The sequence below is a fragment of the Fulvimarina uroteuthidis genome, assembly GCF_034321785.1.
Taxonomy (GTDB): domain Bacteria; phylum Pseudomonadota; class Alphaproteobacteria; order Rhizobiales; family Rhizobiaceae; genus Fulvimarina; species Fulvimarina uroteuthidis.
Window position 1 is genome coordinate 454,201 of the sequence record NZ_JAXLPB010000002.1, and the last position, 25,479, is coordinate 479,679.

Here is a 25,479-nt window from a genome sequence, read left to right on the forward strand (position 1 = left end):
AAAGGCTCGCATCACGACGCGCGCATGAGCGGGAACACGCCGCCGGAGGACTTCACTAGCGATCCTGCAGCGGCGGCGGTCATCGGGCGGCCAAGAAGGTAGCCCTGTCCCGTGCTGCAGCCGAAGCCGACGACCCGTTCGAGCTGTCCGGACGTCTCGATGCCCTCGGCGGTCGTATCAATCGACATGTCCCGCGCCATCCCGATGACGGCTCGGACCACGGCAGAGGCGCCGCGGTCCTCGTCCGGTCCTTCGCCGACGCCGCTGATGAAGCTTCGATCGATCTTGATGCGGTCGACCTTGAATTCCCTCAGATGGGCGAGCGAGGAATAACCCGTGCCGAAATCGTCGATCGCCAGCCGCACCCCGAGTGCGCGAAGGCCCGCCAGCATCGCGGAGATCTGGCCGCTATTGTCCACCATGGCCGTTTCGGTGATCTCGATCTCGACCCTTTCGGGTGAAAGCCCGAAATCGGCAAGCGCGCGCCGGATTTGCGACAGGATGGCGGGGCTGCGCAACTGGACGGGCGAGACGTTGACCGAGACATAGACGTCCTCCGGCCAGCGCGCCGCCTCGCGCAGGGCTTCCCTCATGACCCAGGCGCCGATCTTCTCGATCGCGCCGCTGGCTTCCGCGATCGGGACGAACTCGGCCGGCGAGATCATCCCCTTGTCCGGATGCCGCCACCGCAACAGGGCTTCGAAGCCGGCCAGACGCCGGTCCGGAAGCGCCAGAAGCGGCTGGTAGTGAAGCTCCAGCTGGCCACGTTCCACCACCATGGCCAGATCCTCCGCGAATGCGAGGCGCTCGGCCGCCTCCTCGAACATGCCGTCCTTGTATAACGCGACCCGGCCGCGCCCTTCCTTCTTCGCCTTGTAGAGGGCGAGATCGGCGCGCTGCTGGACGGTCGAGGCGTCGTCGCCGGCGCTGATCGCCGCAATGCCCACGCTCCCGCCGATGCGCAGAAGGTTCGTCCCGACCGCGAACGGCGCTGCCAGCGCCTCCACGATCCGCCGGGCGACGTCTTCGGCGCCGTGCGTGTCGAGCGGCAGGAGAACGGCGAACTCGTCGCCACCGAGGCGGAAGGCCCGGTCGTTCTGCGACAAGGCGGCCCGCAGGCGGAGCGACACCTGGACGAGCAGGTCGTCGCCCGCCGCATGGCCGTACTTGTCGTTGACGGTCTTGAACCGGTCGAGGTCGATCATCAGCAGGCTGTAATCGTCGGTGCTGGCCACCGCCTCGATCGTGTCGTTGAACATGCGCCGGTTCGAAAGCCCCGTCAGGGCATCGTGATAGGCCATGTGGGTGATCCGCCTCTGCCCCGTGCGCGCTTCCGTGACGTCCTCGTAGGTGAGGATAGCGCCGCCCTTCGGGAGCGGCCGGCAAACGACGGCGATGACCCTGCCAGTGTCGAAATCATGCTCCACCATCGTGGTTTCCGCCTTGGCAAGCCACACGACATGGTTTGCGATGACCCGCTCGATGCGTGCGTGGCTCCACCCCGATTTCCTGCCGATGTTGGAAAGGAAGTCGCCCAGCGACATGTTCATCTGGATGTCGTCTTCGGCCAGACCGAACATTTCGTTCACCCGCCTGTTGAATAGGGTGATGCGGCCCGTGGCCGACACGGCGACGAGCCCGTTCGACATGTTCGAAAGCGCTTCGGCGGCATTGGTCCGGGAACGGTCGTCGATCATGCCGCTGGCAAACCCGGCGACGATGATGACGAGCGCGACGCCGGCGACGGCCATGGCGAGCGCGCGCAACGCTGCGGGGTTGGAGAAGGCGTCGTCGATCGCCAGCGGCTCGACGCGGAACGCGGTCATTCCGGTGAAGTGCAGACCGACGATCGCCAGCACCAGCAGGGCGGTCCCGCCATAGGTGCCGGCGACGCCATCCGAAGCGCGGATGACGACGAGGGAGGCGGCCGACAGGATGCAGGAGATGAGGATCGACGCGACGAGATAGGGCATGTCCCAACTCACGATGCCCTCGACCCGGTAGCCCATCATGCCCGTATAGTGCATCACGACGATGGACAGGCCGACGATACTTCCGCCGAAGAGGGATGCCGGACGGCCGCCGAAGGTCGCGACGATGAACCCCATGCCGGCCCCCATCATGGCGACGAGCAGGGAGACGATCGTCAGCACCGGGTCGAACGCCACGAGGGTCCCCGGCCGGTAGCCGAGAACGGCGATGAAGTGGGTACACCAGATCGATGCGCCGGTGATCAGCGCGGTCAGGATGAACCAGGCTCCGCTCTCGGGCCAGCGCGCCGCGGCGGCGCGCTTGAACAGCCGCACGGTCGTCCACGATCCTGCCACGCAGATCAGGGCCGCCAGCGCGATGACCCAGGGATTGTGATCTTCGGTGATGCAGGAGAGAATCGTCATCATTTGGCAAGGGTCCGCGCAGGTCAGTGCCGGCAGTGTCGGCACCAGATGTTGAAAATTGTTGAAATGCCGGCGTGCCCGCCCGCGCGCGAAATGCCGCGCCATCGCCGTCCCGACGTTTCGTCGGGTTGCAGGACGACCCCGATCCGCCGGCACCGGTCCCATCCGGCCGTGCCGCGGGACGCAATCCCATGATTTTTTTGCCATAATTTCAATGTTTTGCGGGTGGCGACGGCGGTGCGCGCATGGGCTCGTCCCGAGCGGCAAGCGCCGCAGGAACGTGTCCCAAGGCCAATTTGTCGCACGCCCCACGCACCGGCGGTCCCCGTGCGCCGGTGCGATCGGGCCCGTGCGATCGTCCCGCGGCTCTCCCGCGATCGTCCGGCCCGGCCGTCCGAGGATCCGTCGTGCGCGTGGAAGGCAGGCGGGCCCGGGCTCTCTGCATTCACAAGGACGGCAGGGATACGCTCTACCGCATCCACGGGACCGACGAGCAGGACTCGATCGGCCGGGCGGTGTCGTCCGGCTGCGTGCGCATGCTGAACCAGGACGTCGCCGACCTGTACGATCGGGTGCCCGACGGCAGCCCGATCGTCGTGCTCGCGCCGGTATCCGTGCCGGTGCTGAGCTGACGAGCCGCATGGTGGCGCGCCGCAAGGCCGATGCGGCGGCGCGTCTGGCGGCGTGCACGCAGCTTCCCTACGATGCCGGGTTCGACATGGGCGCGACCTTGGGCGATGCCTTGCGCCCGGCGGGGCCCGACCATCCCTATTGCGCGACGTTCTGCGGTCGGGGCGGCGCGAGCTGTACGGCCTGATCGCCCTTCGCCTTCTCATCCCTTGCGCCGCGCCGTCGTCGCGCCGCACCCGTTCTGGAGACGCCATGACTGACGAGTTCGAGACACCGGACGGCTACCGGATCCTTCATGTCGAGGATCTGGCGCCGCAGATCGCCGCGATCGCGGATCTTCGCAAGCGGCTGGGCGGCGCACCCGAGGCCTGGACCGCGGCCGAGATCAGCGACGGCAACATGAACGCGGTCTACCGGCTGACGGGCCCGTCCGGGTCGCTGATCGTCAAGCAGGCGCTTCCCTATATCCGCGTCATCGGCGAAGGCTGGCCGTTCCCGGTCTCGCGCATCCATTTCGAGGCGGCGGCGATGGCGCGTCAGGCCGAGCTTGCGCCCGCCCATGTTCCGGCCCTCCTCCACCGCGACGACGGGCTCGGCCTGCTCGTGATGGAGGATCTGCGCGGCCATGCCGTCGTCCGCCAGGCTCTCGTCGCCGGGACGCATTTTCCGCGCCTTGCCGCCCATATGGGCGAGTTCCTGGCGCGCACGCTCTTCTTCACCAGCGATTTTCATCTGGCGACGCCGCAGACGAGCGCGATCGAGGCGGCGTTTTCGGGCAATGCCCACCTGTGCCGAACGAGCGAGGACGTGATCTTCACCGGCCCCTATGGCGAGGCGCCGTACAACCGCGTCACCAGGGGCAACGAGGCCGTCGCCGCCGCCCTGCGCGGCGACCGGGACCTCAAGCGGGCGGCCTGCGAGATGAAGCTCGTCTATCGCACCCGTTCGCAGGCGCTTCTTCACGGCGATCTTCACACCGGATCGGTGATGGCGACCGCGACCGAGACCCGCGTCATCGATGCGGAATGGGCGTTCTTCGGGCCGATGGGCTTCGATATCGGCGCGCTCGTAGGCAATCTCCTTCTGTCCGCCATCAGCCAGCCCGGCCATGACGGCGCGCGCTGCGACCGCGCCGCCCTGTCGGACCGGCTGCTTCAGACCGCCAGCGATGTCTGGACGCATTTTGCCGAATGCTTCGCGGCTCTCGCCGCGCGCGCGGGCGGCGAGCTCCTTGCGCCCGCCATTTACGACGAGACAAGCCGGCGCGCGATCGTCGCGGATCATCTACGCTCCGTTTTCGAGGATATGCTGGGATTTGCCGGGGCGAAGATGATCCGCCGCATCATCGGCATCTCCCATGTGGAGGATTTCGAGTTGATCGGCGATGTCGCGGTGCGGGCCGAACGCGAGCGCCACGCTTTGCGCGTCGCGCGTCGTCTCCTCCTCGAGCGGCGGGACATCGCGGCGATGGACGCGGTGCGCGATCTCGTCCGCGCCGAGGCTGCCGGCGATGCGGGCCCCGGCCGCTGAACCGCCAAAGACCGTCGCAAGCATGGCAAGACGCGGAAAGCGTCGGCGCGATCCCCTCCCGCACGCCGAAATTACGGGCATGACCCGCCGTCCGAGCTGCCGCGAAGACCAGAAGGATGACGCAGGCCACGCCGCCGTCCGCCGGCCCGATCGAAGGGCGGGTGCGCGAAACGGCATCGCTCGCCATGCCGGAAGCTTGAAGCCCGATCTCCGCCGGGACCCGGCCGGTGGCGGGTTCACAGCGTATGGCGCGGCGAGATGGCGGCTGCGTCGATGGCCGTCGGCCGTCGGCAAACCCTGTGTCCGGACGACAGGGGACGGGCGCGCGGGACGGGGCGGCTACGGCGTTTCGAGAAGCCGCTCCAGATAGCGGCGCTCCTGGTCGGGCGAGAGCTGATCGCCGAGGCGGTCGCGGATTTCCTCCAGGATCTCGCGGGCGCGTTGGGCGTCGATCTCGTCCGGCACGCCCACGTCCTGGCCGAACTGCGGGCCCTGCGTCTGGCGCTGGCGCCCGAGCGGGTCGCGTCCGGATTGCTGCTGCCGGCCGCCCATGCCCTGCCCGCTGGTGCCCTGACCGCTCTGCTCGCCCTGCGTTCCGCCCGGCTGGCCCTGCCCCTGGGCCTGCTGCATCTGATCCATCATGTCCTGGGCGCCGCGGCGCATGGCTTCCATCGCCCGGCCCTGCTCGCCGACCGCCCGTCCGTCATTGCCTTCGCCCAGCGCGCCCTCGGCCTGCCCCATGGCCTCGCCGGCCTCGCCGAGATCGTCGGACGGTTCGAGACCCTGTTCGCCGAGTTCGCCCTGCAGCTGTTCGAGTTGCTCCTGCAGCGCGCCCTGGCGCTTCTGCAGCTCCTCCATCATCTCGGCGAACTCTTCGGGCGACATCGGCTCCCCCTGTTGCGGCTCGCCGCCGGGCTGGGGCTGCCCGTTCTCGCGCGGCTCGCCTGGCAGGCGCTGCCGGTTCTGCTGCTGTTCCTGGCGATATTGCCGGCGGCCGAGATCGTAGGTCTGGTCCATCAGCCGCTGCTGCTCCTGCAACAGCTCGCCCATGCGGTCCATCTGCTCCTGCATCTGGCTCTGGCCCTGCTGCTGCTGCTGCTCGCCCGGCCGCATGGCCTGGAGCGAATCCATCATCTGCTGCAGTTCGGACAGGAGTTGCTGAGCGGCATCCTTCGAACCCGATTTCGCAAGATCCTCGATCCGGTCGAGCATGTCCTCGAGGTCCTGCTGGCGCAACTCCTGCATGTCGCCCATCTGCTGCTGGTTCTGGGGCGGCTGGTTCTGCATCGCGCGGGCGTATTCCTCCAGATATTCCTGCATCGCCTCGCGCAGTTCCTGCATCGCCTGATCGATCTCCTCGTCGGAGGCACCGTTCTCCAGCGCGTCGGCCAGCTCTTCGCGGGCATCGCGCAGGCGCTGCTCGGCGAGCGACAGGTTGCCGTCCTCGATGCCGAGCGCGATTTCCCACAGAAAATCGACGGCGCTGATCAGACCGTCATCGTCGTAGGCGGTCGCGATCCGGGCGCGCGCCGCCTTGATCGCCAGATAGTCGGCGCTGTCCTCGATGAACGTGTCGCCGTGCAGCGTCACCGCGTCCAGCATCTCGACGACGCGGGGCACCGCGTTCACATCGAGGGCGAGAAGCCGGCGCTGCTCGATGATCGCGCGTGCCAGCGGATTGGAGAAGGCGCGCTCGGGCAGCGTGAACTGTTTCGTCTCGGACCGGCCGGTCTGACCTGCGGCGTCCGTCGCGACCAGCGTCAGCGCAACGTCCGCGCCGGCATAGGGGCTCTCTTCCAGATTGGCGGCGGTGCGGGCCTGCGCCCCGTCCTGGCTGCGGCGCGGCAGGGAAAGCCGGATCTCGGGAGGCTCGATCAGTGGACGGGCATCCTGTGCAACCTGGTCGTCGGCGACGACGATCTCGGCGATGGCCGATTTCACGCCGTAATCGTCGACCACGCGGTAGGCGAGTTCCAGCCCGTCACCGCGCTCGGCACGGGACGGTTCTGCGGTGAACGAAATCTGAGGATCCGCGTCCGGCGTCACCTCGATCTGCCAGTTCCCGTAATTGAGCAGCGTGGAGGAGAGCGTGGCCGTGCCGCTTTCGGTCAGCGCGAGCTCGTAGGATGCAGGACCCGAAGGCTCGGTGTTGCTCGAAGCGTCGGCCTGGGGGTCCGGACTGCCCTGAACGGGACCCGTCTGCTGCGCCGGCCCCGTGCCGCTGGGCAAAACCCGCATGATCTCGGCCGCGTCCCGCTCGGGCGTATAGGAAAATTCGATTCCGCTCGCATCGGACACCCGCACCGAAAGCGCCGAACCCTCGGGGACCGTGATCGGCCCCTCGACCGGTTCGCCCTCGACGCTGGGTCCGGCCAGGAACATCGGCGCGCGGCCGGTATAGCCGGGCGGCGTCACCCAGGCATCGACCCGCCGCTCGGCGATCTGGATGCCGGATCGGGGAATGGCGAACGCGTCCGCGACGCGTCCGCCGCCGGGACCGAACGAGTAGGCGAAGCTCGTCACGAAGAGGAGCAGCACCAAAGCGCGCAGGCCGTAGGGATCGAGGCGCTCGGTCTGGGTGCGGACCGGCCCGCCCGAAAGGTGGCGGAGCGTTTCGGCCATCCGCTTCTTGTGCTCGCGCCAGAGGGCGGCGGCGAACGGATCGGATGTCCGGGAAATTGTATCGCCCTGCGTGCGCAGGGGCTGGTGCCTGAGCGCGCTCGAGGTCTCGATGCGGGCATCGGTCTCCGCGCCCGTCGGCCATCGGATGCGGCGATTGCGCACGATCGCAAAGCCCGCGACGCCGACGAAGGCTGCCAGCACGGCGATCCGAAGCCAGAACGCCATCGCGGCGAACACGCCGAACCAGGCGAGGATCAGAAAGCCAGCGACGATGCAGCCGAGGGAGAGAAGCAGGGGCCAGGAACGCTCGACGAGAAGCGCGGCCTTTGCCGAGCGCCGCGTCGCCGCGATGTTTCCTGCTCCCTCGCTGGGGCGCTCGCGCACACTATCCGTCATGAAGCCTCGAAGCTGGTCAAGATCTCATTTTATCAGGTTTCGGCGAAGATGCGAGGGACCTGACGGGAGTGTGAAGCTTCGCCGCAATCGGCTTGACCGCGCGGCGGCGACCGGCCGCCTGTCCGGGGCGCCGGACCGGGCGGCGTCCATCGCCTCTGGCCGTCGCGGTCAGGCGCGGGTTTCCGGCCGGTCCGCCGTTCGATCAGCCTTCCAGCCAGTCGGGCATGTGGTCGAGGCCGATCAGCTCGTCGAGCGTCTGCCGCTCGCGGATGACGGCGTATTCGCCGCCCTTGACGAGGGTTTCGGCGATCAGCGGCCGGGTGTTGTAGGTCGAGGACTGGACGGCGCCATAGGCCCCCGCCGACGACACGAAGACGAGATCGCCCTCGGCGACCCGCGCCATCGTGCGATCCTTGCCGAGATAGTCGCCGCTTTCGCAGATCGGCCCGACAATGTCGGCGACCATCGTCTCGCCGCCGGCCACCGGTTCCCTGACGGGCTGGATCTCGTGCCAGGCTTCGTAGAGCGTCGGCCGGATGAGATCGTTCATCGCCGCGTCGACGATGACGAAGGTCTTGCCTTCCGCCCGCTTCACGTAGAGCACGCGGGCGACCATGATACCGGCATTGGCGACCAGCATGCGGCCAGGCTCGAACACGATCTTGGCGCCGAGACCGCGCACGTGGCGCTTCACCACCTCAGCATAGGCATGGGGCTCGGGCGGCGTCGCGTCGCCGTTCTTGTAGGGCACGCCGAGGCCGCCGCCCAGATCCACATGGCTGATCTCGTGGCCGGCGTTGCGCAGGCGTCCGACGAGGCTCGCGAGCCGGTCGAAGGCCTGGTCGAACGGTTCAAGATCGATGATCTGCGAGCCGATGTGCATGTCGATGCCGGAGATCCGGATCCCCGGCAGGCCGGCGGCGTGCCGGTAGATGGCTTCGGCCCGGTCGTAGGCGATCCCGAACTTGTCGGACTTCTTGCCCGTCGAGATCTTGGCGTGGGTCCTTGCGTCCACGTCCGGATTGATGCGGAACGAGACATGGGCGTTCATGCCGGCATCGACGGCGCGCGCGGAAATCAGCGCCAGCTCGTTTTCGGATTCGATGTTGAAGCAGAAGATCTGCGAGGCGATCGCCATGTCGATCTCGGAGATGGTCTTGCCGACGCCGGAGAACATGATCTTCTTCGGATCGATCCCGACCCTCAGCGCCCTCAGGAGTTCGCCCCCCGAAACCACGTCGGCGCCCGCCCCCCGATCGGCGAGGGTCTTCAGGACAGCCTGGTTGGAGTTCGCCTTCATGGCGTAGCAGACCATGGCGTCGATATCCGAGAACGCCTCGCAGAACACGTCGTAGTGCCGGTTCAGGGTCGCCGTCGAATAGCAGTAGAACGGGGTGCCGATCTCGTCTGCGATCTGCGCGACGGCGATGTCCTCGGCATGCAGTTCGCCGTCTTTGAATTCGAAATGATTCATGGATCCAGGTGCCGGAAAGCCCCTGTCGAAGGGGTGAGGGGAAGGGCGAGGCCGAAGGTCGCGGGCCCCGGGCAGAAGCTCGGAACGCGCATTGCGCGTGCCGTCAGTTCAGCAGCGGGTCGAGGAAGAAGGTCTTGCGTCTGGCGCCGGGAATGCGGGTGACTTCGGCTGTCGTGATCCGGTCGTCGCCGTAATCGCTGCCGCCCACTGCAATTTGCGGGGCGCGCGTTGGGTCGGACGCATCGCCGCCTGCACCGAGGATCTGCAAGCCGCCACCACGCTGGGGCTCGACGGCGGCGCCCGGCACGCCCTCGCCGCCGGGCGCCTGCGGGAGGTTCTTCACGCCGCAGGCCGTCAGCGAAAGGGCGACGAGCGGTGCACACAGGATCGATGCCCGACGAAATCCGTTGCTCATGCCTGTCTCCCTGACATTGAAGGCGAACCGAAACATTATCGAAGCCGTCTTAACCGTTCGGCCCGTCAAAAGCACCGGATTTGCGGCAACACTCCAAGGCTGAATTTCGACCGCGTCGATCACGCCTTGCGTTCGATCCTCTCGCGCCAGAGCGCGATCGCGCTGCGGACATTGTCCGGCGCGGTGCCGCCATAGCTGCGCCGGCTGGCGACCGAAGCCTCGACCGTGAGCACCGAATAGACGCCCTCGGTGATGGAGGCGTCGAGCGCCTTCAGATCGTCGAGCGGCAGGTCGGCAAGGCCGATGCCGCGCGCCTCGGCGATCGCCACCGCCCGGCCCGTCACGTGATGGGCATCCCGGAACGGCAGGCCCGCCTCGCGCACCAGCCAGTCGGCGAGATCGGTGGCCGTCGAGTATCCGTGGCCCGCCGCGCGGCGCATCGCCTCGCAGTCGATGTGCATGTCGCGGATCATGCCGGTCGAGGCGGCAAGGGCGAGGTGCAGCGAATCGATCGCATCGAAGACCTGCTCCTTGTCTTCCTGCATGTCCTTGGAATAGCTAAGTGGCAGTCCCTTCATCACCGTGAGGAGCGAGATCAGCGCGCCGTTGATGCGCCCGGGCTTGGCGCGAACGAGTTCGGCCGCGTCGGGGTTCTTCTTCTGGGGCATGATGGACGAGCCGGTCGAAAACGCGTCCGACAGCTTCACGAAGCCGAACTGCGGCGTCGACCAGATCACGATCTCTTCGGCAAGCCGCGACAGATGGGTCGCGCAGATCGCCGCGAACGCCAGGAACTCCAGGGCGAAGTCCCGGTCGGACACCGTGTCGAGCGAGTTGCGGGTCGGCTCGCGGAAGCCGAGCGCCGCCGCGGTCTGGTGCCGGTCGATGGGAAAGCCGGTGCCGGCGAGCGCTGCCGCGCCCAGCGGACATTCGTCCATCCGCTCGATGGCATCGCGGCAGCGCGACAGGTCGCGGGCGGCCATCTCCACATAGGCGAGGCAATGGTGGCCATAGGTCACGGGCTGGGCGACCTGGAGGTGGGTGAAGCCCGGCATCACCGTATCGGCATGCGCCTCGGCCTTGGTCAGGAGCGCGTCGATGAAGGCTTCGAGGCCGGCCTCGAAGCGCTCAAGCGCGGATTTGACGTGGAGCCGGAAGTCGAGCGCCACCTGGTCGTTGCGCGAGCGGGCCGTGTGCAGCCGTCCGGCCGCCGGGCCGATCAGCTCGGCCAGCCGCGCCTCGATGTTCATGTGAATGTCCTCGCGCTCGCGCGAGAACGCGAACCCGCCCGAAGCGATCTCGCCGCGAATGGTCTCGAGCCCTTGCGTGATCGCGTCCCGGTCGTCGGCGGACAGGACGCCGGTATCGGCCAGCATCGCCGCATGGGCTTTCGATCCGGCGATATCTTCCTCATATAGACGCTTGTCGTAATCGATGGAGGCGTTGATCTCCTCCATGATCGCGTCGGGACCGGAGGCGAAGCGTCCGCCCCACATTTCGTTGCTGCTGCTCTGGCTCATGACATACGCTGCAAAAGGTTCGAGGGATCGATATGGCTGACGACACACCGGCAAGTTCAAAGCGGATCGGCCTCGCGGTCGCCGGCGCCTTAAGTCTCGGCCTCGTCGCAGGTGTTGGGGTTCTATACGCGACGGGTGGCTTCGAAGGCAACGCGGCGGTCGCATCGGCCTGCCCGGCCGACGAAAATCTTGCCGGGGCGATCGATCGGGCGGCCCGCGGAGAGGTCGCCGCCGTGCAGCCGGTCGCCGAGCCCTTCGACGTCTCCGCCGTCGCGTTCAAGGACGAGAACGGGGCGGCACGGACCCTTGCCGATTTTTCTGGGCAGACGCTGCTCGTCAATCTCTGGGCGACATGGTGTGCGCCGTGCCGGGCCGAGATGCCTGCGCTCGACCAGCTCGAGCGCGAGGAAGGCGGGGCGGACTTTGCCGTCATCCCGATCAATGTCGATACCGGCGACGTCGCAAAGCCCCTCGGCTTCTACGAAGAGACGGGCCTTCGGGACCTGCCGTTCTTCCGCGACGAGACGATGGGCGTCTTCCAGAACCTCAAATCCCAGGGCACGGCCTTCGGCCTGCCGGTGACGCTGATCGTCGACGCGGCGGGATGCGCCCGGGCGGCGGTCAACGGGCCGGCGGAATGGGCAAGCCCCGATGCGATCGGCCTCATCGACGCCGTGCGGAGCGCGGCGCCCCGAGCCGGCGACGCCTGATCCCGCGCTTCGGGTCCGACCGTGCCAAACGGCAAGGCGCGGCCGGCTCGTCGCCGACCACGCCTTGCGTGATGTCCCTTACGTCCTGTCGCCGGGGCGCGGCGCGAAAGGCGCCCCGCCGCCCTCAATAGGGCGCGACGGTGTCGTAGACCTGCTGGCCCCAGCCGGGCTGCTGGACCTCGGTGATCCGTCCGCGCCCGCCATAGGAGATGCGGGCCTCGGCGATCTTGTCGTACGCGATCGTGTTGTTCGGCAGGATGTCGCGCGGACGGATGATGCCGGCGATGGTCAGGACGCGGACCTCGAAATTGACGCGCACTTCCTGCTGGCCCGAGATGAAGAGATTGCCGTTCGGCAATTCCTGGGTGACGACGGCGGCGACCGACAGCGCGATGTTCTCGGAACGCTTCACGCGCCCGCTGCCCTTGGCGTTGGATCCGCCGTCGAGACCGAGCGTCGCGCCGACCGTCGGCAACAGGAAGCTGCCGAAGCTGCCCGACACGTCGGCGCCGCCGGTGACGCCGGATTCGCGGTCGCGCTCGGACAGGTTGGCGAGCGAGGCATTGTCGGAAATGTCGATCTTCACGGTCACGATGTCGCCCATCGAGAGCGCGCGCGGGTCCTGGTAGAAGTCGGCCCGGGAATCGGTCCAGAGCGAGTTCTTCGCCTGGACCTCGCCCTTGGGAAAGGCGGCCGGCGTCACGAGATCGGGATATTGGTAGATCCCGGCCCCGACCGGCGACAGGCCCGGCTCGCGCAGGGCATCGTCCTTGTTGGTCGAGCAGCCCGCCAGAAGCGCGAGCGCGACGGGTGCGGCATAGCGAAAGCTCACGATGCGTTCCCCGCGACAGTCTGGGCTTCGCCCTCTTCGACCCGGTCCTTCGACGTCTTCTCGACGATCAGCTTGGCGATCTCGGCGGCGACGGCGGGCTCCATCTCGGACAGGACATCGCTCGCCTGGCGCGGCTTGAGGCGCACGAGGATGCGCGCGGCATCTTCCCGCTCGAGATTTGCCAGCTGCGGGCCGGCCGCGTCGGACGCCATCTGGGCGTAGATGTCGACGACGATGGTGGAGGCCTCCTCGAGGAAGGCTTTGCGCTCCTTGATCCAGTCCTGATATTCGGCGCGGCGCGCCTCGAGCTCGCCGATCTTGGCGGTGATCTGCGCCTCGACGGCCTTCAGCTGCTGCGACTGCATCGCGTGTCGGGCGTCCTGCGCCTTGTCGGCGATGTTGAGGCAGTAGCTGTCGACCTCCGACATGGGCGGGATGACCTCGACCTTCGGCGCGCCGGTGGCCTCGTCGATGATGCGAACCTCCTGCGGCTGCAGCGGCGGCGGACCGGTCGGCTCCTCGGCGCCGGCGGCGAGCGCCGCGCCGGACGCGATCAGGCCCGCCGTCATGGCGGCCGCGAAATGCGGAAGGAAGCGGAGAGAAGGACGGGCTGTCATTGCACCACCAGTTCGGCTTGAAGGGCACCGGCTGTCTTGATCCCCTGCAGGATCGAGATGATCCCGGAAGGTTTCAGGCCGATGCGATTGAGGCCGCGAACGACCGTTTCGAGATCGGTTCCGCCGACGAAGGCGAAGTTTCCGCCCGTCTCCTCGGCGGCGACGATCGTTTCCGACGTCACGACCGTCGCGCCGTCGGAGAAGGGCGCGGGCTGGGAGACGGCGGGAAGCTCGGAGACGCGTACGGTGAGGTTTCCGTGGGTGAGCGCCACCGTCGAGATCTGGACGTTCTGGCCGATCACGATCGTGCCGGTGCGCTCGTCGATGACGACCCTGGCCACCTGGTCCGGATCGATCCGCAGATCGCCGATCTCGGCGAGGAAACGCACGGGCGAGACCTCGGCGGGACGCTCCAGATGGAGCGTGCGGAAATCTTCCTCGCGCGCGACCGGCTTGCCCCAGCGCTCGCGCGCATAGGCGTTGATGAGATCGACCGCGCGGATCATCGTTTTGTAGTCGGGATTGGCGAGTTCCATGGCGAGTTGGCCGTCATCGTAGAACTGGCCCTTCACCTCGCGTTCGACGAACGCGCCGTTGGGAATGCGGCCGGCCGTGGGAACGCCCTGGGTCAGGCTTTCGCTGGCGCCATCGGCGGTAAAGCCGGTCACCGCGATCGGCCCCTGTCCGACCGCGTAGATCTCGCCGTCGGCGCCGTAGAGCGGGGTCATGACGAGCGTGCCGCCCATCAGCGAGGTCGCGTCGCCGAGCGAGGCGACGTTGACGTCGATGCGCGAGCCGGTGCCGATGAAGGCGGGCAGCTCGGCGGTGACGGTGACCGCGGCGACGTTCTTTCCGCCGGCGCTGTCGGAGCGGATGTTGACGCCCATGCGGTCGAGCATGGATTGCAGGGACTGCTCGGTATAGGGCGAGTTGCGCATGGAATCGCCCGTGCCCTGGAGGCCGATGACGAGACCATAGCCGACGAGCTGGTTGCCGCGCACGCCGCGCACATTGGTGATGTCCTTGATGCGCACCGTGCCGGCGGCATCGGCGGCATTGCCCATGACGTAGCCCGGAGAGGCCGGCACGTAGCCGGCATAGTCGGCGGCCTGCGCGACGGACGCGGCGAGCGCCATCGAAAGGCTCAGGAGAAACTTGGGAAACGGGCGCAGCACGGGCGGTTATCCTTCGATCGAGATCGTACCGTCGGGCGCGATGCGCCCCGAAACCGTGATGCCGCTGTCGGTGTTGCGCACGCGGATCGTCTCGCCTTCCTGGCCCGATTGCAGCGCGGTGCCGAGACCGGTGATGACGAGGCCGTCGTCGCGGTAGATCAGCGTGACGTTCGTTCCCGCCTTGACGGCGTCGGGCAGGGTGAGGTCGGAGTGACGGATCGCCTTGCCGGGCAGGAGCGTGCGCCGCGCGACATAGCCGTGCAGGTCGCCCTGGTCGGCGACGAACAGCCCGACCTTCTCGTCGCGCACGACGAAGGTGCGGGTCGACAGGCCCGCCGAGACGACGTCCTGTCCGGGATAGACGACCGTGCCGGGAACCGGGAGGTCGAGTTCGGCGGCATGCGCGCCGGCCGCGACCATGGCTGCGAGCACGAACGCTCCGGCGCGTTTGACGATGCCCGTACGCATTTACCGGATGCCCTTGGAGACGACGCTCGCCATTTCGTCGGCGGCGGAAATGATCTTGGAATTCATCTCGTAGGCGCGTTGGGCCGAGATCAGTTCGGAGATCTCCTTGACCGGGTCGACGTTGGAATCCTCCAGATAGCCCTGGTGGATCACGCCGTAGCCCGGATCGCCGGGAACGCCGACGACCGGGGCGCCGGACGCGATGGTCTCGGAGAACAGGTTTCCGCCCTGGGCGAAGAGACCGGCATCGTTGGCGAACGTCGCCAGCGTCAACTGACCGACTTCCTCGAGAACGCCGTTGACGCGGGCATAGACCTGGCCGGCCTGATTGACGGAGATTTCGGTGGTGTTGTCGGGGACGGTTAGTTCCGGCTCGACGAGATAGCCGTCGAGGGTGACGATCTGGCCCTCGGCATTGGTGTTGAACGCGCCGTCCCGGGTGTAGCGCGTTTCGCCGCCGGGCCCCTGCACCTGAAGCCAGCCCTGTCCGTTGATCGCCAGATCGAGCTTGTTGCCGGTCTCGTTCAGCGATCCCTGGAGATGGACGTTGCGGATGGCCGAGAGCCGGACGCCGAGACCGAGCTGTGCGCCTTCCGGCACCACGCCTTCCGCACCGGTGGCGGCGACGCCCTTGGCGCGCTCCACCTGGTAGAGCAGGTCGGTGAACTCGGCGCGGGCCCGCTTGAAGCCCGTCGTGTTCACGTTGGCGATGTTGTTGGCGATGACCTCGACATTGGTTTCCTGGGCATTCATGCCGGTGGCCGCGATCGCGAGTGCGCGCATGGCGTTCTCTTCCCTGTTTGAGAGCCTGTTTGAAACCGGAGGCGTTCGGCCGTCCGCTGTCGTGGTGTTGAGGCTCGGCCGATCATGTCAGACCAGCCGAACGCGAGGCTTGCTTTTCGCGGCGAGCTGTTCAGATCGCCATCCGCGAGAGTTCCATGTAGGCGGCGACCGCCTTGTCGCGGACGGCGACGGCCGTTTGCAGAGTGCGCTCGGCGCTCATTACCGCGTCGACGACGGCCTGGGTGGACGCCTTGCCGTTGAGGCCCTGGATCGAGGTCGCCTCGCCAGCCTTCACCGTGTTGGCGGCGTCGACCATCACGCGCGACAGGATGTTGGAGAACTCGTTGAAGTCCGCCCCCCGCGCCCGATCGACCGAGGCCATGCCGTCGGTGACCGACGGCGCTCTTGTCTGGGAGACTGTAGTATCGAAAACGGAGGATCCGATGGCTGGGATCATGATGGTCAGCTCCTCAGGAGGTCTATCGTCATGTTGATGATTTCGCGCGCCTGCTTCACCACCTGGATGTTGGCTTCGTAGGACCGGTTGGCCTCGCGCATGTCCATCATCTCAGTGAGCATGTTCACGTTCGGGCGCTTCACGTAGCCGTTCGCGTCGGCGGCCGGATTGCCGGGATCGTAGGCGCTCTCAAATGCGGACTTGTCGGTGCCGATATCGCCGACCCGCACCAGGTTCGCGCCGGTCACCTCGTCGAGGGTCGCGGCGAAGGTCACCGTCTTGCGCACATAGGGGTCGGCGCCGGGCGTCTTGCCGGTGGTTTCGGCGTTGGCGACGTTCTCGGAGACGATGCGCAGGCGCGTCGACTGCGCCTCCATGCCGGAGGATGCGATCTTGAGGGCGGAAACGAGGGGATCTGCCATGTCGTCAGCCTCTCAACGTCATCATGACCATGCGATGGAAGCTCTTGACGACCGAGGTGTTCAGCGAATAGTCGCGTGCCACCTCGCCGGCCTTCATCATTTCCTGCTCGACGACCACCGTGTTGCCCGAATGCTTGACGTCCCAGGTGGCGGCCTGGGTCGCCTCGGTTTCGGCGGTCGCGCCGCCATAGCCGACCATGTGCATCGGGTTGGAGCTGCGCTGGGCGAGCGCGGTGTTGTTCAGAACCTCCGCGAAGGGCGTGAGCTCTTTCGCCGAATAGCCCGGCGAGTTCACGTTCGCGACGTTCTCGGCGATCAGCGCCTGGCGATGGGCGAGCCAGTCGGCCTGTTTCGATGTCAGCGAAAAAAGATAGACCTGATCCATGTCGGTCTCCCTCGAGCGGTTTGGTATGGTGCAACTCCTAGTGCAGCGCACTTGTCCGAAGCTGAAGGTGTTGATGAAGCGTTAAGACCAATCCGGACTGCGCGCTCGACGGAAAACGCGGGGCCGGAGCGCCGTTGCCGGGCCGCAAGGCGAGCCCAGGGGGAAAACGGCCGTTCGGGCTCCGGCCCGAAGTGAGACGGCCCCTGCGGGTCTGGCGGGTAGAATTACGGGGAGACGGGTGGGGCGGGCAATGCGAAACGGATCGTTCGCGCCGCGCTCTTCAGGATCGGCCTCGACGTTTGCGCACGGCGCCGGCATCCGGGTGCCCTTCGCCCGAAGACGGCGGCACCGGTCACGGCACGAGGACGGTTGCGGAACGCTACGAAAGTTCGGGTTCGGGCGTTGCAGCCCGCAACGGGCTCGTGTCGCGCGGCCCGAAGCATCGACCCTGAAATCGGAATCGATGTTCGGAAAGCCTGATGGACGGAACCGGAGAGGTGTCCGATTGTGGCATCGCGCATTGGCAGAGTGGCGCGATGCTCAGCGCGAACGGTCGTCGCCCGGCCCGACAAGCCGGGCATCTGCGAGCGCGCGACCGAACCGCTCGGTATCGGACTCCTCGCCCCCCGAGGGCCCGGTGAAGTCGACATAGGTGATGTCGATGGCGGCGGTCGCGGCGGACAGCTCGAGCCGGAAATGCGCGGTCACGCCGTCGTGCTGGAACTCGAGCGCAAGGGCGACGATCGGCTTGGTGCCCCAGGACAGGTCGACGTCGCCGGAATTGGCGAAGCGCAGGACGCCCGGTTTCAGGCTGAGTTCGCTGCTCGATGCGACGATGTCGGCGATGTTGGCGAACGTCTCGAAGCGCAGATAGGCGACATAGTCGGCGACGTCGACGAGGCGCAGCTCAGCCACGAACTCGCGGATCGCATCGGCCAGCATCTTCTCGCGGGTCAGCGAGGTCCGTTTCTTCACATCGAGCATGTTAGCGGGCAACTCCCGAACGGAGAGGTTCGCTGACCCGTCTGTTCCGGCCTTGCGTCACGAAATCGGAGTAGAATGCCGGCATCCGCGAAACCCTCTCAGGGAAACCCTTCAAGCGCGGCAAAAGAAAGTGCGCGGGCTTCTTCAAGCCGTGGCGACGCTGACCTTCGAGCCCTCGCGGGTATGGAGATAGTAGATGATTTCCGCAACAGCCTTGAAAAATTCCGGCGGAATCATCTGATCGATCTGGACATGATCGTACATCGATCTTGCGAGGAGCTTGTCCTCTATCACCGGTATCTCTTTTTCTTCAGCGATTTCACGGATCTTCAGCGCGACGAGATCGGTTCCCTTGGCCACGACCATGGGCGCGCCACCCTCCTCGCGGGAATAGCGCAGGGCGATGGCGTAGTGCGTCGGGTTGGCGATGACCAGCGTGGCGCCCGGAACGGCCGCCATCATGCGGGTTCGCGAGCGCTCGCGCGCGATCTGCCGTTGCCGCTGCTTGACCATCGGGTCACCTTCGGACTGCTTGTTCTCGTCCTTGATGTCCTGCTTCGACATCATGAGATCGCGTCTCCAGTGGATGCGGCTCATCGCGATATCGGCGGCGACGAGCACGATCGTCGCGATGGAGACACCCGACAGGAGCTTCATGGCAAGGTCGAGAACGAGCTCGGGCACCTGGACCGGGTCGGCGAGCATGGTCTTGATCATCGTCCCGGCATTGGAGACGAGGAGCGTGCCGACCACGGCGCCTATCATGATGAACTTGAACACGGACTTCGCGAACTCCGTCAGACCGCGCGGGCCGAAGATCCGCGTGAATCCAGCCCCGAGCGATATGTTGGAAGCCTTCGGGCGGATCCGCTCGATATTGATCTGGGGCGGGTTCTGCAGAACGCTGGCGAGAACTCCGCCAAGGCACAGGAACGCCGCTGCCGGAAGCAGAAACAAGGCCGATTCGGTCGAGAGCATTCTGAGAACATGCAAGGCGTCCCGGCTGGTTTCCAACTCCCACTGGAGCGGATTGTCGAACGTTGTCTGCAAGGTCGCGAGAAGCCGTTGACCGGATTCACGGGCCTGCAGGGCAAGGAACGCCGAAATTGCCAGAAAAGACGCTAGAACCGGGGCTTCGCGAGAGGTCGGAAGGTTGCCCTTCTCCACCGTATCGCGAATTTTCTTCTCCGTCGGCTGTTCCGTCTTCTGGGAACGATCTTCGCTCTCCGCCACAGCCGATTAGCCCGTAATTAGGTTTCGTTTCGGTGAAACGGGATGGTTAACGGGGCAATTCCTCAAAGCCCCTCGCCATCGCCGTCGTCGCACTCCGGCATCGGACGAGACGCTCCGCATCCCCCGCTGCCGGCCCTTGTCCGATCGCCGCGCCGGGATCGAAGGCTCCATGCCCCCGTCGCGCCCGGCCTGTCAGGCCTCTTCGTCGCCCTCGCCCTCGCGCAGCATGATCGTTCCCGCGCCAGCAAGTTCGAGCGCGCGGGTCGCGATCGAGCGGCGAGCGCCATCGATCTCGTCCTTGGTCGCGTTGGATTCCTGCAGCAGCTCGGCTTCGATCATGCGGCGAGCCCGAGCACCCTGCGCCGAAAGGATGGTTTCCCTGATCTCGTCGCTCGCCCCACGCAGCGCGAGAATGACAGTCTCGACCTGGACCCCGTCGAACAGGGTAAGCCGTGCCTTCTGGGGCATCGTCGGAATATCTTCGAAGGCGAATAGCAGCCTGCGAAGCTCCTGCGCATCGTCGGGCCGGTCGGCTTCGATGTAGGTGATCAACTCGTCGCTCGCTTCCTTGGCGAGACGGTTGACGACATTGGCGAGAATCGTGTGACGGCTCTCGCCCTTCTGGTCGTCGGCCGTGACGAGATAGGTTTTGCGAACATGGGCCTCGAACAGGGTCTGGATCGGCCGGGCCAGCGGCTTGACCTGCAGCATGCGTTTCAGGACGTCATTGCGCACGTTAGTCTCGAAGGCGCGCACGACGAGCGATGCCGTATCGCTCGGAAGCTTGGCAATGATAATGGCGACGATGTGCGGATGTTCGCTGGACAGTTTCCTGGCAAGGACCTCGGCCTCCATCCCCGCGACCGCTTCCCAGACATTGCGACGGTCGCCGTCGATCAGATCCTGGATCGCGAGCTGCCTTTCGTCGGGGAATAAATCTTCGTATTCGCTGTTGGTCAGCGCGCTCTTCAAGAGTTCAGCCATCTGCTGGCCGGGCCCGGGGAAGATTGGCCCGCGCTTGAACGTGGCGGCAAAATCCTCGACGACTTCGTCGATCTGCTCCGGCGAGACGTTCTCGAGCTTGGCTGCGGCCTCCCTCAGGGAAATGATCTCGGACGGGGCCATGTGTTTCAGAAGCCGGGCAGCGCCTTCCGCGCCAAGCGCCAGGAGAAGGACGGCTGCCCGTGCCCCCCCACGCAAGGGAGCCATTTCGAGCTCTTCGGAGTAACTTGCCAGACTGTTCATGATGCGATCAGGCCGCCTTTGCCTTTTTCGCGTTCAGCTTCGAGTTCGGCGTCGCGATCTCGGTCAAGGTCACGCCGAAGCGCTGATCGTCCTGATCGAGAACGACGATCTCGCCGCGGGCGATGACGCGGCCGTTGACCACGACGTCGATCGGATCGCCGACCTTCGTGTCGAGCTTCACGATCGAGCCGCGATTGAGCTTGAGAAGTTCCGCCACGCTCATCCTGGCGGCGCCCAACACCACCTGCATGGTGACCGAGACGTCGAGGACGAGATCGAGGTCCATCTTGTCAGCGCCACGGAAGTCGGTCTCGTTCGCACCGTCGTCCACGCCGTCGCCATCGTAGGCCGCGTAGGTTTCGGTCTGTTCGAGGTCTCCGCCGAGCGGGTCGTTCGGATCAATCATGGAGCGTCATTCTCCGTTTCGCATTTCAGGCAGGGAAACCGGTTTTCATTCCGTCCCATTTCACGATCTTTAGTCAGGCGAACTTATCCGAAACTGCCGATCGTAACAAAAATGATCGAGATGTCCCTCAGGAGGACACCCGCACGGTTCGTAGCGTCAGATCGGCCACGCCGCCGGCATGGAAATCGGCCCGCTTGACGAGATCCGACAGCAGGGCCGCGGCAAGTGTCGCATTCGCCCGCTCCGCTTCGAGTGCCTTTAGCGTGGAGAGACCGTCATATTTCAGAGCGATCACCGCTTCGGCCGCCTTGTTCAGCGAAGCCTCCGACAGGGCGAGGGCCGTGAGCAGTCCGCTTTCGGCGTCGCGCAGCGCTCTTAGTTCCTTGTACATCCGGCCGCTTCTCAGCGCTGTGACGACGAGGGCGGCCAGGAGGAGAAGGTCAATCAGATAGGATGTCATCGATGAATTCCTGCGTCGGATCGATCGCGCTGTCGAAACGGGTCACGTAGGATCCGCGCGCGAAACCGACCTGGGCCTTGAAGATGGGTTTGCCTTCGCATTCGAGCGTGAGCGGGTCGTTCACGCCGACATCGAGCGACAGGGTCTGCCCGACGCGCAGATGGGCGACGAGGCTCAGCGGCACCTGCTTGCGGGCGAGAACGGCCTCCAGATGAAGGCCAGATTTCTCGAAGTTGCGAACCATGGCTTCCGACCAGCTCTCGTCCGGCGAGGGTTCGGGCATGGGCACCGGCTCGGAAAGCTTGCGGCGGTGGGGCGTCACATAGGACATCGGGAGCGCGAAGGTCACCGATGACAGGGGCTCGCCTTCGCTCTCGGCGCCGGGACGCAAGGACGCCCGCGCACTGGCGGGCCACAGGTCGAAGGTCAGCGCCAGATATTGCGGCGCCTTCGGACCGCCGAAGCGTTCCTCGAACGCCTCGGGCAAGACGAACGGGCCGAGCTGGATTTCGGGATCGTCGATCGCCTGGAACGCCGTGCCGAAGGAGGTGACGACCGCCTCGAACGTCTCGCGGACGAGCGCCCGGTCGAGCTCGGTCAGCTCGCGGCTGTCCTGTGCCTCGAGGGGGGCGGCGCCGAAGAAGGCCAGGATGCAGGTATCGGCCAGGCTCTTGGGAGCCGACACGTAGGACGAGCGCGCAAAGCGCCGCGATTCGATCGCGAGGACGATACGATCGGCCTGGGCCTCGTCGTCGGCGTCGGGTCCGAGGCCGACCTCGAACTCCCTGAAGGCGACGATCATCTTCTCGACGGACAGCCGGCCGAGGGCGAGCGTCAGTTCCTCGGCCATGTCGTCGACGATGGAGCGCAGGCGGAGAAGCTTGCCCGGGTCGATTTCGGCGGCCGTCTTCAGCCGCGCGCTGATCGTGCTCGGATCGTTGCTCTGAATGGTGTCGGACATCGTTCACTTCCTTCGGGCGGCAGGCAATGCCACGCCTCGTTCGGGGTCTGCCGGTCAGCCGGCGCCGCCGCCGATGGTTGCAGCTTCCACCTGGTCGATCGTCGGACGATCGTAGGCCGAGATGGTCTTGCGACCGTATTCGATGGCGACCTGGGGCATGGCGCCGTTCATGTAGGCGATGAGCGTCGACTTGATCGCGACATAGGTCCGGCACTGTTTTTCGCGCACGCCTTTCACCTTGGTGGCGAGCGGGCCGACGACGCCGTAGGAGAAGAACACGCCCGCGAAGGTGCCCACCAGCGCCGCGGCGATCAGCCCACCCAGAATTTCCGGCGACTGGTCGAGCGCGCCCATGGCCTTGATGACGCCGAGCACGGCGGCGACGATGCCGAGGGCCGGCAAACCGTCGGACATGTCCTGCAGCGCGGCCTTCGCCTTCATCGCATCGTGGGTGATCGTTTCGATCTCTTCTTCCATCAGCGCCTCGATTTCATGACTGCGCGCCGAACCGATGATGATCAGGCGGACATAATCGCAGATGAAGCCGAGCTTCTGCTTGTCCTTCAGCACCGTCGGATAAGCCTGGAAGATCGCCGACTCTTCGGGCGCATCCACATGCGCCTCAACTTCGGACCGCGACTTGGAGCGCATCTCGCGCATCAGCTGATGCAGGAGACCGAGGATCTCGAGATAATCGTTCTGGGTGGGAACGGCGTTCTTGAACGCCTCGCCGATCGCCTTGCCGACGTCCTTGATGACTTTCTGGGAGTTGCCAACGATGAAGGTGCCGATGGAGGACCCGCAGATGATGACGTACTCGAAGGGTTGGACGAGCACGCCGAGATGCCCGCCCATGGCGACGAAGCCGCCGAGAAGGCAGCCCAGCACCACGACCATACCAATCAGAATACCCATTTGATGCAACGTCCCCATCGTCTCGTTGAAAGCAGCGGTAGGGACACCCGCTTGCGCGGACCTTGAAACCGGCGCGATCGCCGACCCTTTTCGCGATTCGGACGATCGCGGCCCGTCCTGAAAGGCTGACGCAAGGGTTCGCGGGGCATTGTCGCGGCGATGGCGGGCCATGTCGGCGCGTTTGGCCGGAAGACAACGACCATGCAGGACGCACGCCCCGGCGAACCGCCGCATCGCCCCACGACACGCCGCGATGTCGGCACCACCATGCCGGCGACGTGCCCTTTCGCGCGTCCAGGCATCGGTGCCGGCGCCGAACCGTTCGCCCCTCTGCAAACCTACCGACCCTTGGGAAACTAGGCATTCATGGAAACCTCTCTCCCGGTCGCCCTGTCCGGCCAGATCGCCATGGAAAAGCGTCTCGAGACGCTGGCCCACAACATCGCAAACGCGCGAACCGTGGGATTTCGCGCCGAAGAGGTGCGCTTCGAGGAGCTGTTGTCGCGCACCGGGCCCGACCCGGTCTCCTTCGTCTCGAGCGGCGCGACCTACCTGTCGAACAGGACCGGCGCCCTCACCCAGACCGGCAATCCGCTCGATCTGGCCGTTCGGGGCGAGGCGTTCTTCGCGTTCCAGGGCGACAATGGCCCGGTCTATACCCGCGACGGGCGCATGCAAGTCTCGCCCGAGGGCACGGTCCAGACGCTGACGGGAAAGCCGCTCCTCGACGCCGGCGGCGCCACCGTGCAGATCGATCCGGCCGGCGGCCCCCTGACGATCGGCGGGGACGGACGCATTCACCAGGCCGGCCAGCAGATCGGCGCGATCGGCCTCTTCCGGATCCCGGCCGGCGCCAACGTCACCCGTCACGACACGTCCGGCGTCGTCTCCGACGTGCCGGCGGTGCCGGTGATCGAGTTCCTGTCCGACAACATCCTCCAGGGCTATGTCGAGGAGGCGAACGTGAACCCGATCCACGAGATCACCCGGCTGATCACGCTGCAGCGCGCGTTCGAAAGCGCGGCCAACGTCGTCCAGACCAATGATCGCTCGCTCGGCGACGCCATCAAGTCCCTCGGATCGAACCGATGAGCGACGTCCTCTCCACGGCCGCGATCCTGTCGGCACCGCGCATCGACATTTCCGGCCGCGTCGTCGATGTGGGGCCGCAGTCCTTCCGCGTCTCCGGCCTTTCGCCCTTCGTGCGGCTCGGCGACTGCATCTCCTGCACCGGCGAGCACCGTCACGAACTCGGCGAAGTCGTCCGCATCGATACCGACAGCCTGACCGTGAAACCGTATGGCACGCGCTCGACCCAGGGCGTCGGCTCGAGGGCGATCAAGGTCGGTCCCTTCGCGATCGCGCCGCATACCAGCTGGCGCGGCCGTGTGCTCGACGCCTTCGGGCAGCCGCAGGACGACAAGGGCCCCGTCGAACAGGGTCTGGCCAGGCGTCCCGTCGATTCGCCGCCGCTTCCGGCGCTGCAGCGCGCCCGCGCGCTCGAGCCGGTTCCGACAGGCGTGTCGGTCGTCGATATCTTCACCCCCCTCGTCAAGGGTCAGCGCATCGGCATCTTCGCAGGCTCCGGCGTCGGCAAGTCGACGCTCATGGGCATGCTGTCGCAATCCAAGGGCTTCGACACGGTCGTCGTCGCCCTCGTCGGCGAGCGTGGCCGCGAGGTCCGCGAATTCCTCGAAGAGGTGATGGCGGGCGAGCTGACGAAAGTCGTGACGATCGTCGCCACCGGCGACGAGAGCCCGATGATGCGAAGGCTCGCGCCGCGCACCGCGACCGCGGTCGCCGAACATTTCCGCGACGAGGGTGACGACGTCCTCCTCATCGTCGATTCCGTGACGCGCTATGCCCATGCCGCCCGCGACGTGGCGTTGTCGGCCGGCGAGCCACCGGTTTCACGAGGCTATCCGCCGAGCGTCTTCTCCGAATTGCCGCAGCTTCTCGAACGCGCGGGAACCGGGCGGGACGGATCGGGCACCATCACCGGCATCTACGCGGTTCTCGTCGACGGCGACGACCACAACGATCCGATCGCCGACGCCATTCGCGGAACGCTCGACGGGCATATCGTGCTCGATCGCGCGATCGCCGAACAGGGGCGGTTTCCGGCCGTCGACTATCTGAAATCGATCTCGCGTCTTGCCGACAAGGCCTATCAGGGCAGCGAGCGCGAACTCGTCACGCGGCTGCGCGCCATGACCTCGCGCTTCGAGGACACGCGCGATCTCCGGCTTCTGGGCGGCTATCAGCGCGGCTCGGACCAGACCCTCGACCAGGCCGTCGATCTGGTGCCGCACATCTACGAGTTCCTGGCCCAGCGGCCGGGCGAGGCGGCGCCGGCCAAGCCGTTCGATGCCCTGAGCGCCGCCCTGAAGCGGGCGCTCGCGCCGCAGCCGGCGAAATGATCCGGACCGCACCCGTCAAGGGA

Annotated in this window: 25 protein-coding genes and 1 pseudogene; 6 read left to right on the top strand and 20 right to left on the bottom strand. The window is 66.3% G+C overall.

What is annotated here, in order from left to right; translation table 11 throughout:
- Nucleotides 1-11: 11 nt before the first annotated feature.
- Complete coding sequence (locus U0C82_RS07035; protein WP_322186364.1) at nucleotides 12-2,399, bottom strand: bifunctional diguanylate cyclase/phosphodiesterase; 2,388 nt, start codon at nucleotides 2,397-2,399, stop codon at nucleotides 12-14.
- Nucleotides 2,400-2,824: 425 nt separating this feature from the next.
- Here U0C82_RS07035 and U0C82_RS07040 point away from each other — a divergent pair.
- The 3 genes and pseudogenes from U0C82_RS07040 to mtnK all read left to right on the top strand — a co-directional run.
- Nucleotides 2,825-3,028: pseudogene (locus U0C82_RS07040) on the top strand (L,D-transpeptidase); the annotation flags it as partial.
- Nucleotides 3,029-3,036: 8 nt separating this feature from the next.
- Complete coding sequence (locus U0C82_RS07045; RefSeq protein WP_322186365.1) at nucleotides 3,037-3,213, top strand: hypothetical protein; 177 nt, start codon at nucleotides 3,037-3,039, stop codon at nucleotides 3,211-3,213.
- A 65-nt stretch (nucleotides 3,214-3,278) separates the two neighbouring features.
- A complete protein-coding gene (gene mtnK / locus U0C82_RS07050; protein WP_322186366.1) occupies nucleotides 3,279-4,556 on the top strand; it encodes an S-methyl-5-thioribose kinase in 1,278 nt (425 codons plus the stop codon).
- Between the two features lie 339 nt (nucleotides 4,557-4,895).
- Here mtnK and U0C82_RS07055 read toward each other — a convergent pair whose 3' ends face one another.
- The 4 genes from U0C82_RS07055 to argH all read right to left on the bottom strand — a co-directional run bounded on the left by U0C82_RS07055 (nucleotide 4,896) and on the right by argH (nucleotide 10,983).
- Entirely contained in the window at nucleotides 4,896-7,574 is a 2,679-nt protein-coding gene (locus U0C82_RS07055; RefSeq protein WP_322186367.1) for a TIGR02302 family protein, read from the bottom strand.
- A gap of 202 nt (nucleotides 7,575-7,776) precedes the next feature.
- A complete protein-coding gene (lysA, locus tag U0C82_RS07060) occupies nucleotides 7,777-9,048 on the bottom strand; it encodes a diaminopimelate decarboxylase (RefSeq protein ID WP_322186368.1) in 1,272 nt (423 codons plus the stop codon).
- A 103-nt stretch (nucleotides 9,049-9,151) separates the two neighbouring features.
- Nucleotides 9,152-9,586 carry a hypothetical protein gene (locus U0C82_RS07065; RefSeq protein ID WP_322186369.1) on the bottom strand — a complete coding sequence of 145 codons (435 nt, stop codon included), beginning with the start codon at nucleotides 9,584-9,586 and terminating at the stop codon, nucleotides 9,152-9,154.
- A complete protein-coding gene (gene argH, locus U0C82_RS07070) occupies nucleotides 9,583-10,983 on the bottom strand; it encodes an argininosuccinate lyase (protein ID WP_322186370.1) in 1,401 nt (466 codons plus the stop codon). The genes U0C82_RS07065 and argH overlap by 4 nt, the downstream gene beginning before the upstream one ends.
- A 32-nt stretch (nucleotides 10,984-11,015) precedes the next feature.
- On the opposite strand from argH, the gene tlpA reads away from it, so the two are divergent.
- Entirely contained in the window at nucleotides 11,016-11,693 is a 678-nt protein-coding gene (gene tlpA / locus U0C82_RS07075; protein WP_322186371.1) for a thiol:disulfide interchange protein TlpA, read from the top strand.
- A gap of 124 nt (nucleotides 11,694-11,817) precedes the next feature.
- Here the strand turns inward: tlpA and flgH are convergent, their stop codons facing one another.
- The 15 genes from flgH to motA form a co-directional block, all read right to left on the bottom strand.
- Complete coding sequence (gene flgH / locus U0C82_RS07080) at nucleotides 11,818-12,525, bottom strand: flagellar basal body L-ring protein FlgH (protein ID WP_322186372.1); 708 nt, start codon at nucleotides 12,523-12,525, stop codon at nucleotides 11,818-11,820.
- Entirely contained in the window at nucleotides 12,522-13,142 is a 621-nt protein-coding gene (locus U0C82_RS07085) for a MotE family protein (RefSeq protein WP_322186373.1), read from the bottom strand. The genes flgH and U0C82_RS07085 overlap by 4 nt, the downstream gene beginning before the upstream one ends.
- Entirely contained in the window at nucleotides 13,139-14,206 is a 1,068-nt protein-coding gene (gene flgI, locus U0C82_RS07090) for a flagellar basal body P-ring protein FlgI (protein WP_416186649.1), read from the bottom strand. Before flgI ends, U0C82_RS07085 begins: the two co-directional genes overlap by 4 nt.
- 117 nt (nucleotides 14,207-14,323) lie before the next feature.
- Nucleotides 14,324-14,785 carry a flagellar basal body P-ring formation chaperone FlgA gene (gene flgA, locus U0C82_RS07095; RefSeq protein ID WP_322186374.1) on the bottom strand — a complete coding sequence of 154 codons (462 nt, stop codon included), beginning with the start codon at nucleotides 14,783-14,785 and terminating at the stop codon, nucleotides 14,324-14,326.
- On the bottom strand, nucleotides 14,786-15,568 hold the full coding sequence (flgG, locus tag U0C82_RS07100) for a flagellar basal-body rod protein FlgG (RefSeq protein WP_322186375.1): 783 nt from the start codon (nucleotides 15,566-15,568) through the stop codon (nucleotides 14,786-14,788).
- 130 nt (nucleotides 15,569-15,698) lie between these two features.
- A complete protein-coding gene (gene fliE / locus U0C82_RS07105; RefSeq protein ID WP_322186376.1) occupies nucleotides 15,699-16,025 on the bottom strand; it encodes a flagellar hook-basal body complex protein FliE in 327 nt (108 codons plus the stop codon).
- 5 nt (nucleotides 16,026-16,030) lie between these two features.
- The gene (flgC, locus tag U0C82_RS07110; RefSeq protein WP_322186377.1) at nucleotides 16,031-16,447 is read right to left on the bottom strand and encodes a flagellar basal body rod protein FlgC; all 417 of its coding nucleotides are present in this window, start codon (nucleotides 16,445-16,447) and stop codon (nucleotides 16,031-16,033) included.
- A gap of 4 nt (nucleotides 16,448-16,451) precedes the next feature.
- Nucleotides 16,452-16,832 carry a flagellar basal body rod protein FlgB gene (gene flgB / locus U0C82_RS07115; RefSeq protein ID WP_322186378.1) on the bottom strand — a complete coding sequence of 127 codons (381 nt, stop codon included), beginning with the start codon at nucleotides 16,830-16,832 and terminating at the stop codon, nucleotides 16,452-16,454.
- Between the two features lie 540 nt (nucleotides 16,833-17,372).
- Nucleotides 17,373-17,816 (bottom strand): hypothetical protein, encoded by a 444-nt coding sequence (locus U0C82_RS07120; RefSeq protein ID WP_322186379.1) that lies wholly within the window; start codon nucleotides 17,814-17,816, stop codon nucleotides 17,373-17,375.
- A gap of 144 nt (nucleotides 17,817-17,960) precedes the next feature.
- Nucleotides 17,961-19,049, bottom strand: a complete 1,089-nt coding sequence (gene flhB / locus U0C82_RS07125; RefSeq protein ID WP_322186380.1) for a flagellar biosynthesis protein FlhB — start codon at nucleotides 19,047-19,049, stop codon at nucleotides 17,961-17,963.
- Nucleotides 19,050-19,241: 192 nt separating this feature from the next.
- A complete protein-coding gene (locus U0C82_RS07130) occupies nucleotides 19,242-20,258 on the bottom strand; it encodes a FliG C-terminal domain-containing protein (RefSeq protein WP_322186381.1) in 1,017 nt (338 codons plus the stop codon).
- Nucleotides 20,259-20,301: 43 nt separating this feature from the next.
- Nucleotides 20,302-20,580, bottom strand: a complete 279-nt coding sequence (gene fliN, locus U0C82_RS07135; protein WP_416186650.1) for a flagellar motor switch protein FliN — start codon at nucleotides 20,578-20,580, stop codon at nucleotides 20,302-20,304.
- Nucleotides 20,581-20,827: 247 nt separating this feature from the next.
- Entirely contained in the window at nucleotides 20,828-21,160 is a 333-nt protein-coding gene (locus tag U0C82_RS07140; protein ID WP_322186383.1) for a hypothetical protein, read from the bottom strand.
- The gene (locus U0C82_RS07145) at nucleotides 21,141-22,121 is read right to left on the bottom strand and encodes a FliM/FliN family flagellar motor switch protein (RefSeq protein ID WP_322186384.1); all 981 of its coding nucleotides are present in this window, start codon (nucleotides 22,119-22,121) and stop codon (nucleotides 21,141-21,143) included. The genes U0C82_RS07140 and U0C82_RS07145 overlap by 20 nt, the downstream gene beginning before the upstream one ends.
- Nucleotides 22,122-22,175: 54 nt before the next feature.
- Entirely contained in the window at nucleotides 22,176-23,036 is an 861-nt protein-coding gene (gene motA / locus U0C82_RS07150; RefSeq protein ID WP_322186385.1) for a flagellar motor stator protein MotA, read from the bottom strand.
- 366 nt (nucleotides 23,037-23,402) lie between these two features.
- Between motA and flgF the strand changes: the two genes are divergently transcribed.
- Both flgF and U0C82_RS07160 read left to right on the top strand, forming a co-directional pair.
- Complete coding sequence (flgF, locus tag U0C82_RS07155; protein WP_322186386.1) at nucleotides 23,403-24,128, top strand: flagellar basal-body rod protein FlgF; 726 nt, start codon at nucleotides 23,403-23,405, stop codon at nucleotides 24,126-24,128.
- Complete coding sequence (locus tag U0C82_RS07160; protein WP_322186387.1) at nucleotides 24,125-25,456, top strand: FliI/YscN family ATPase; 1,332 nt, start codon at nucleotides 24,125-24,127, stop codon at nucleotides 25,454-25,456. Before flgF ends, U0C82_RS07160 begins: the two co-directional genes overlap by 4 nt.
- Nucleotides 25,457-25,479 lie beyond the last annotated feature (23 nt).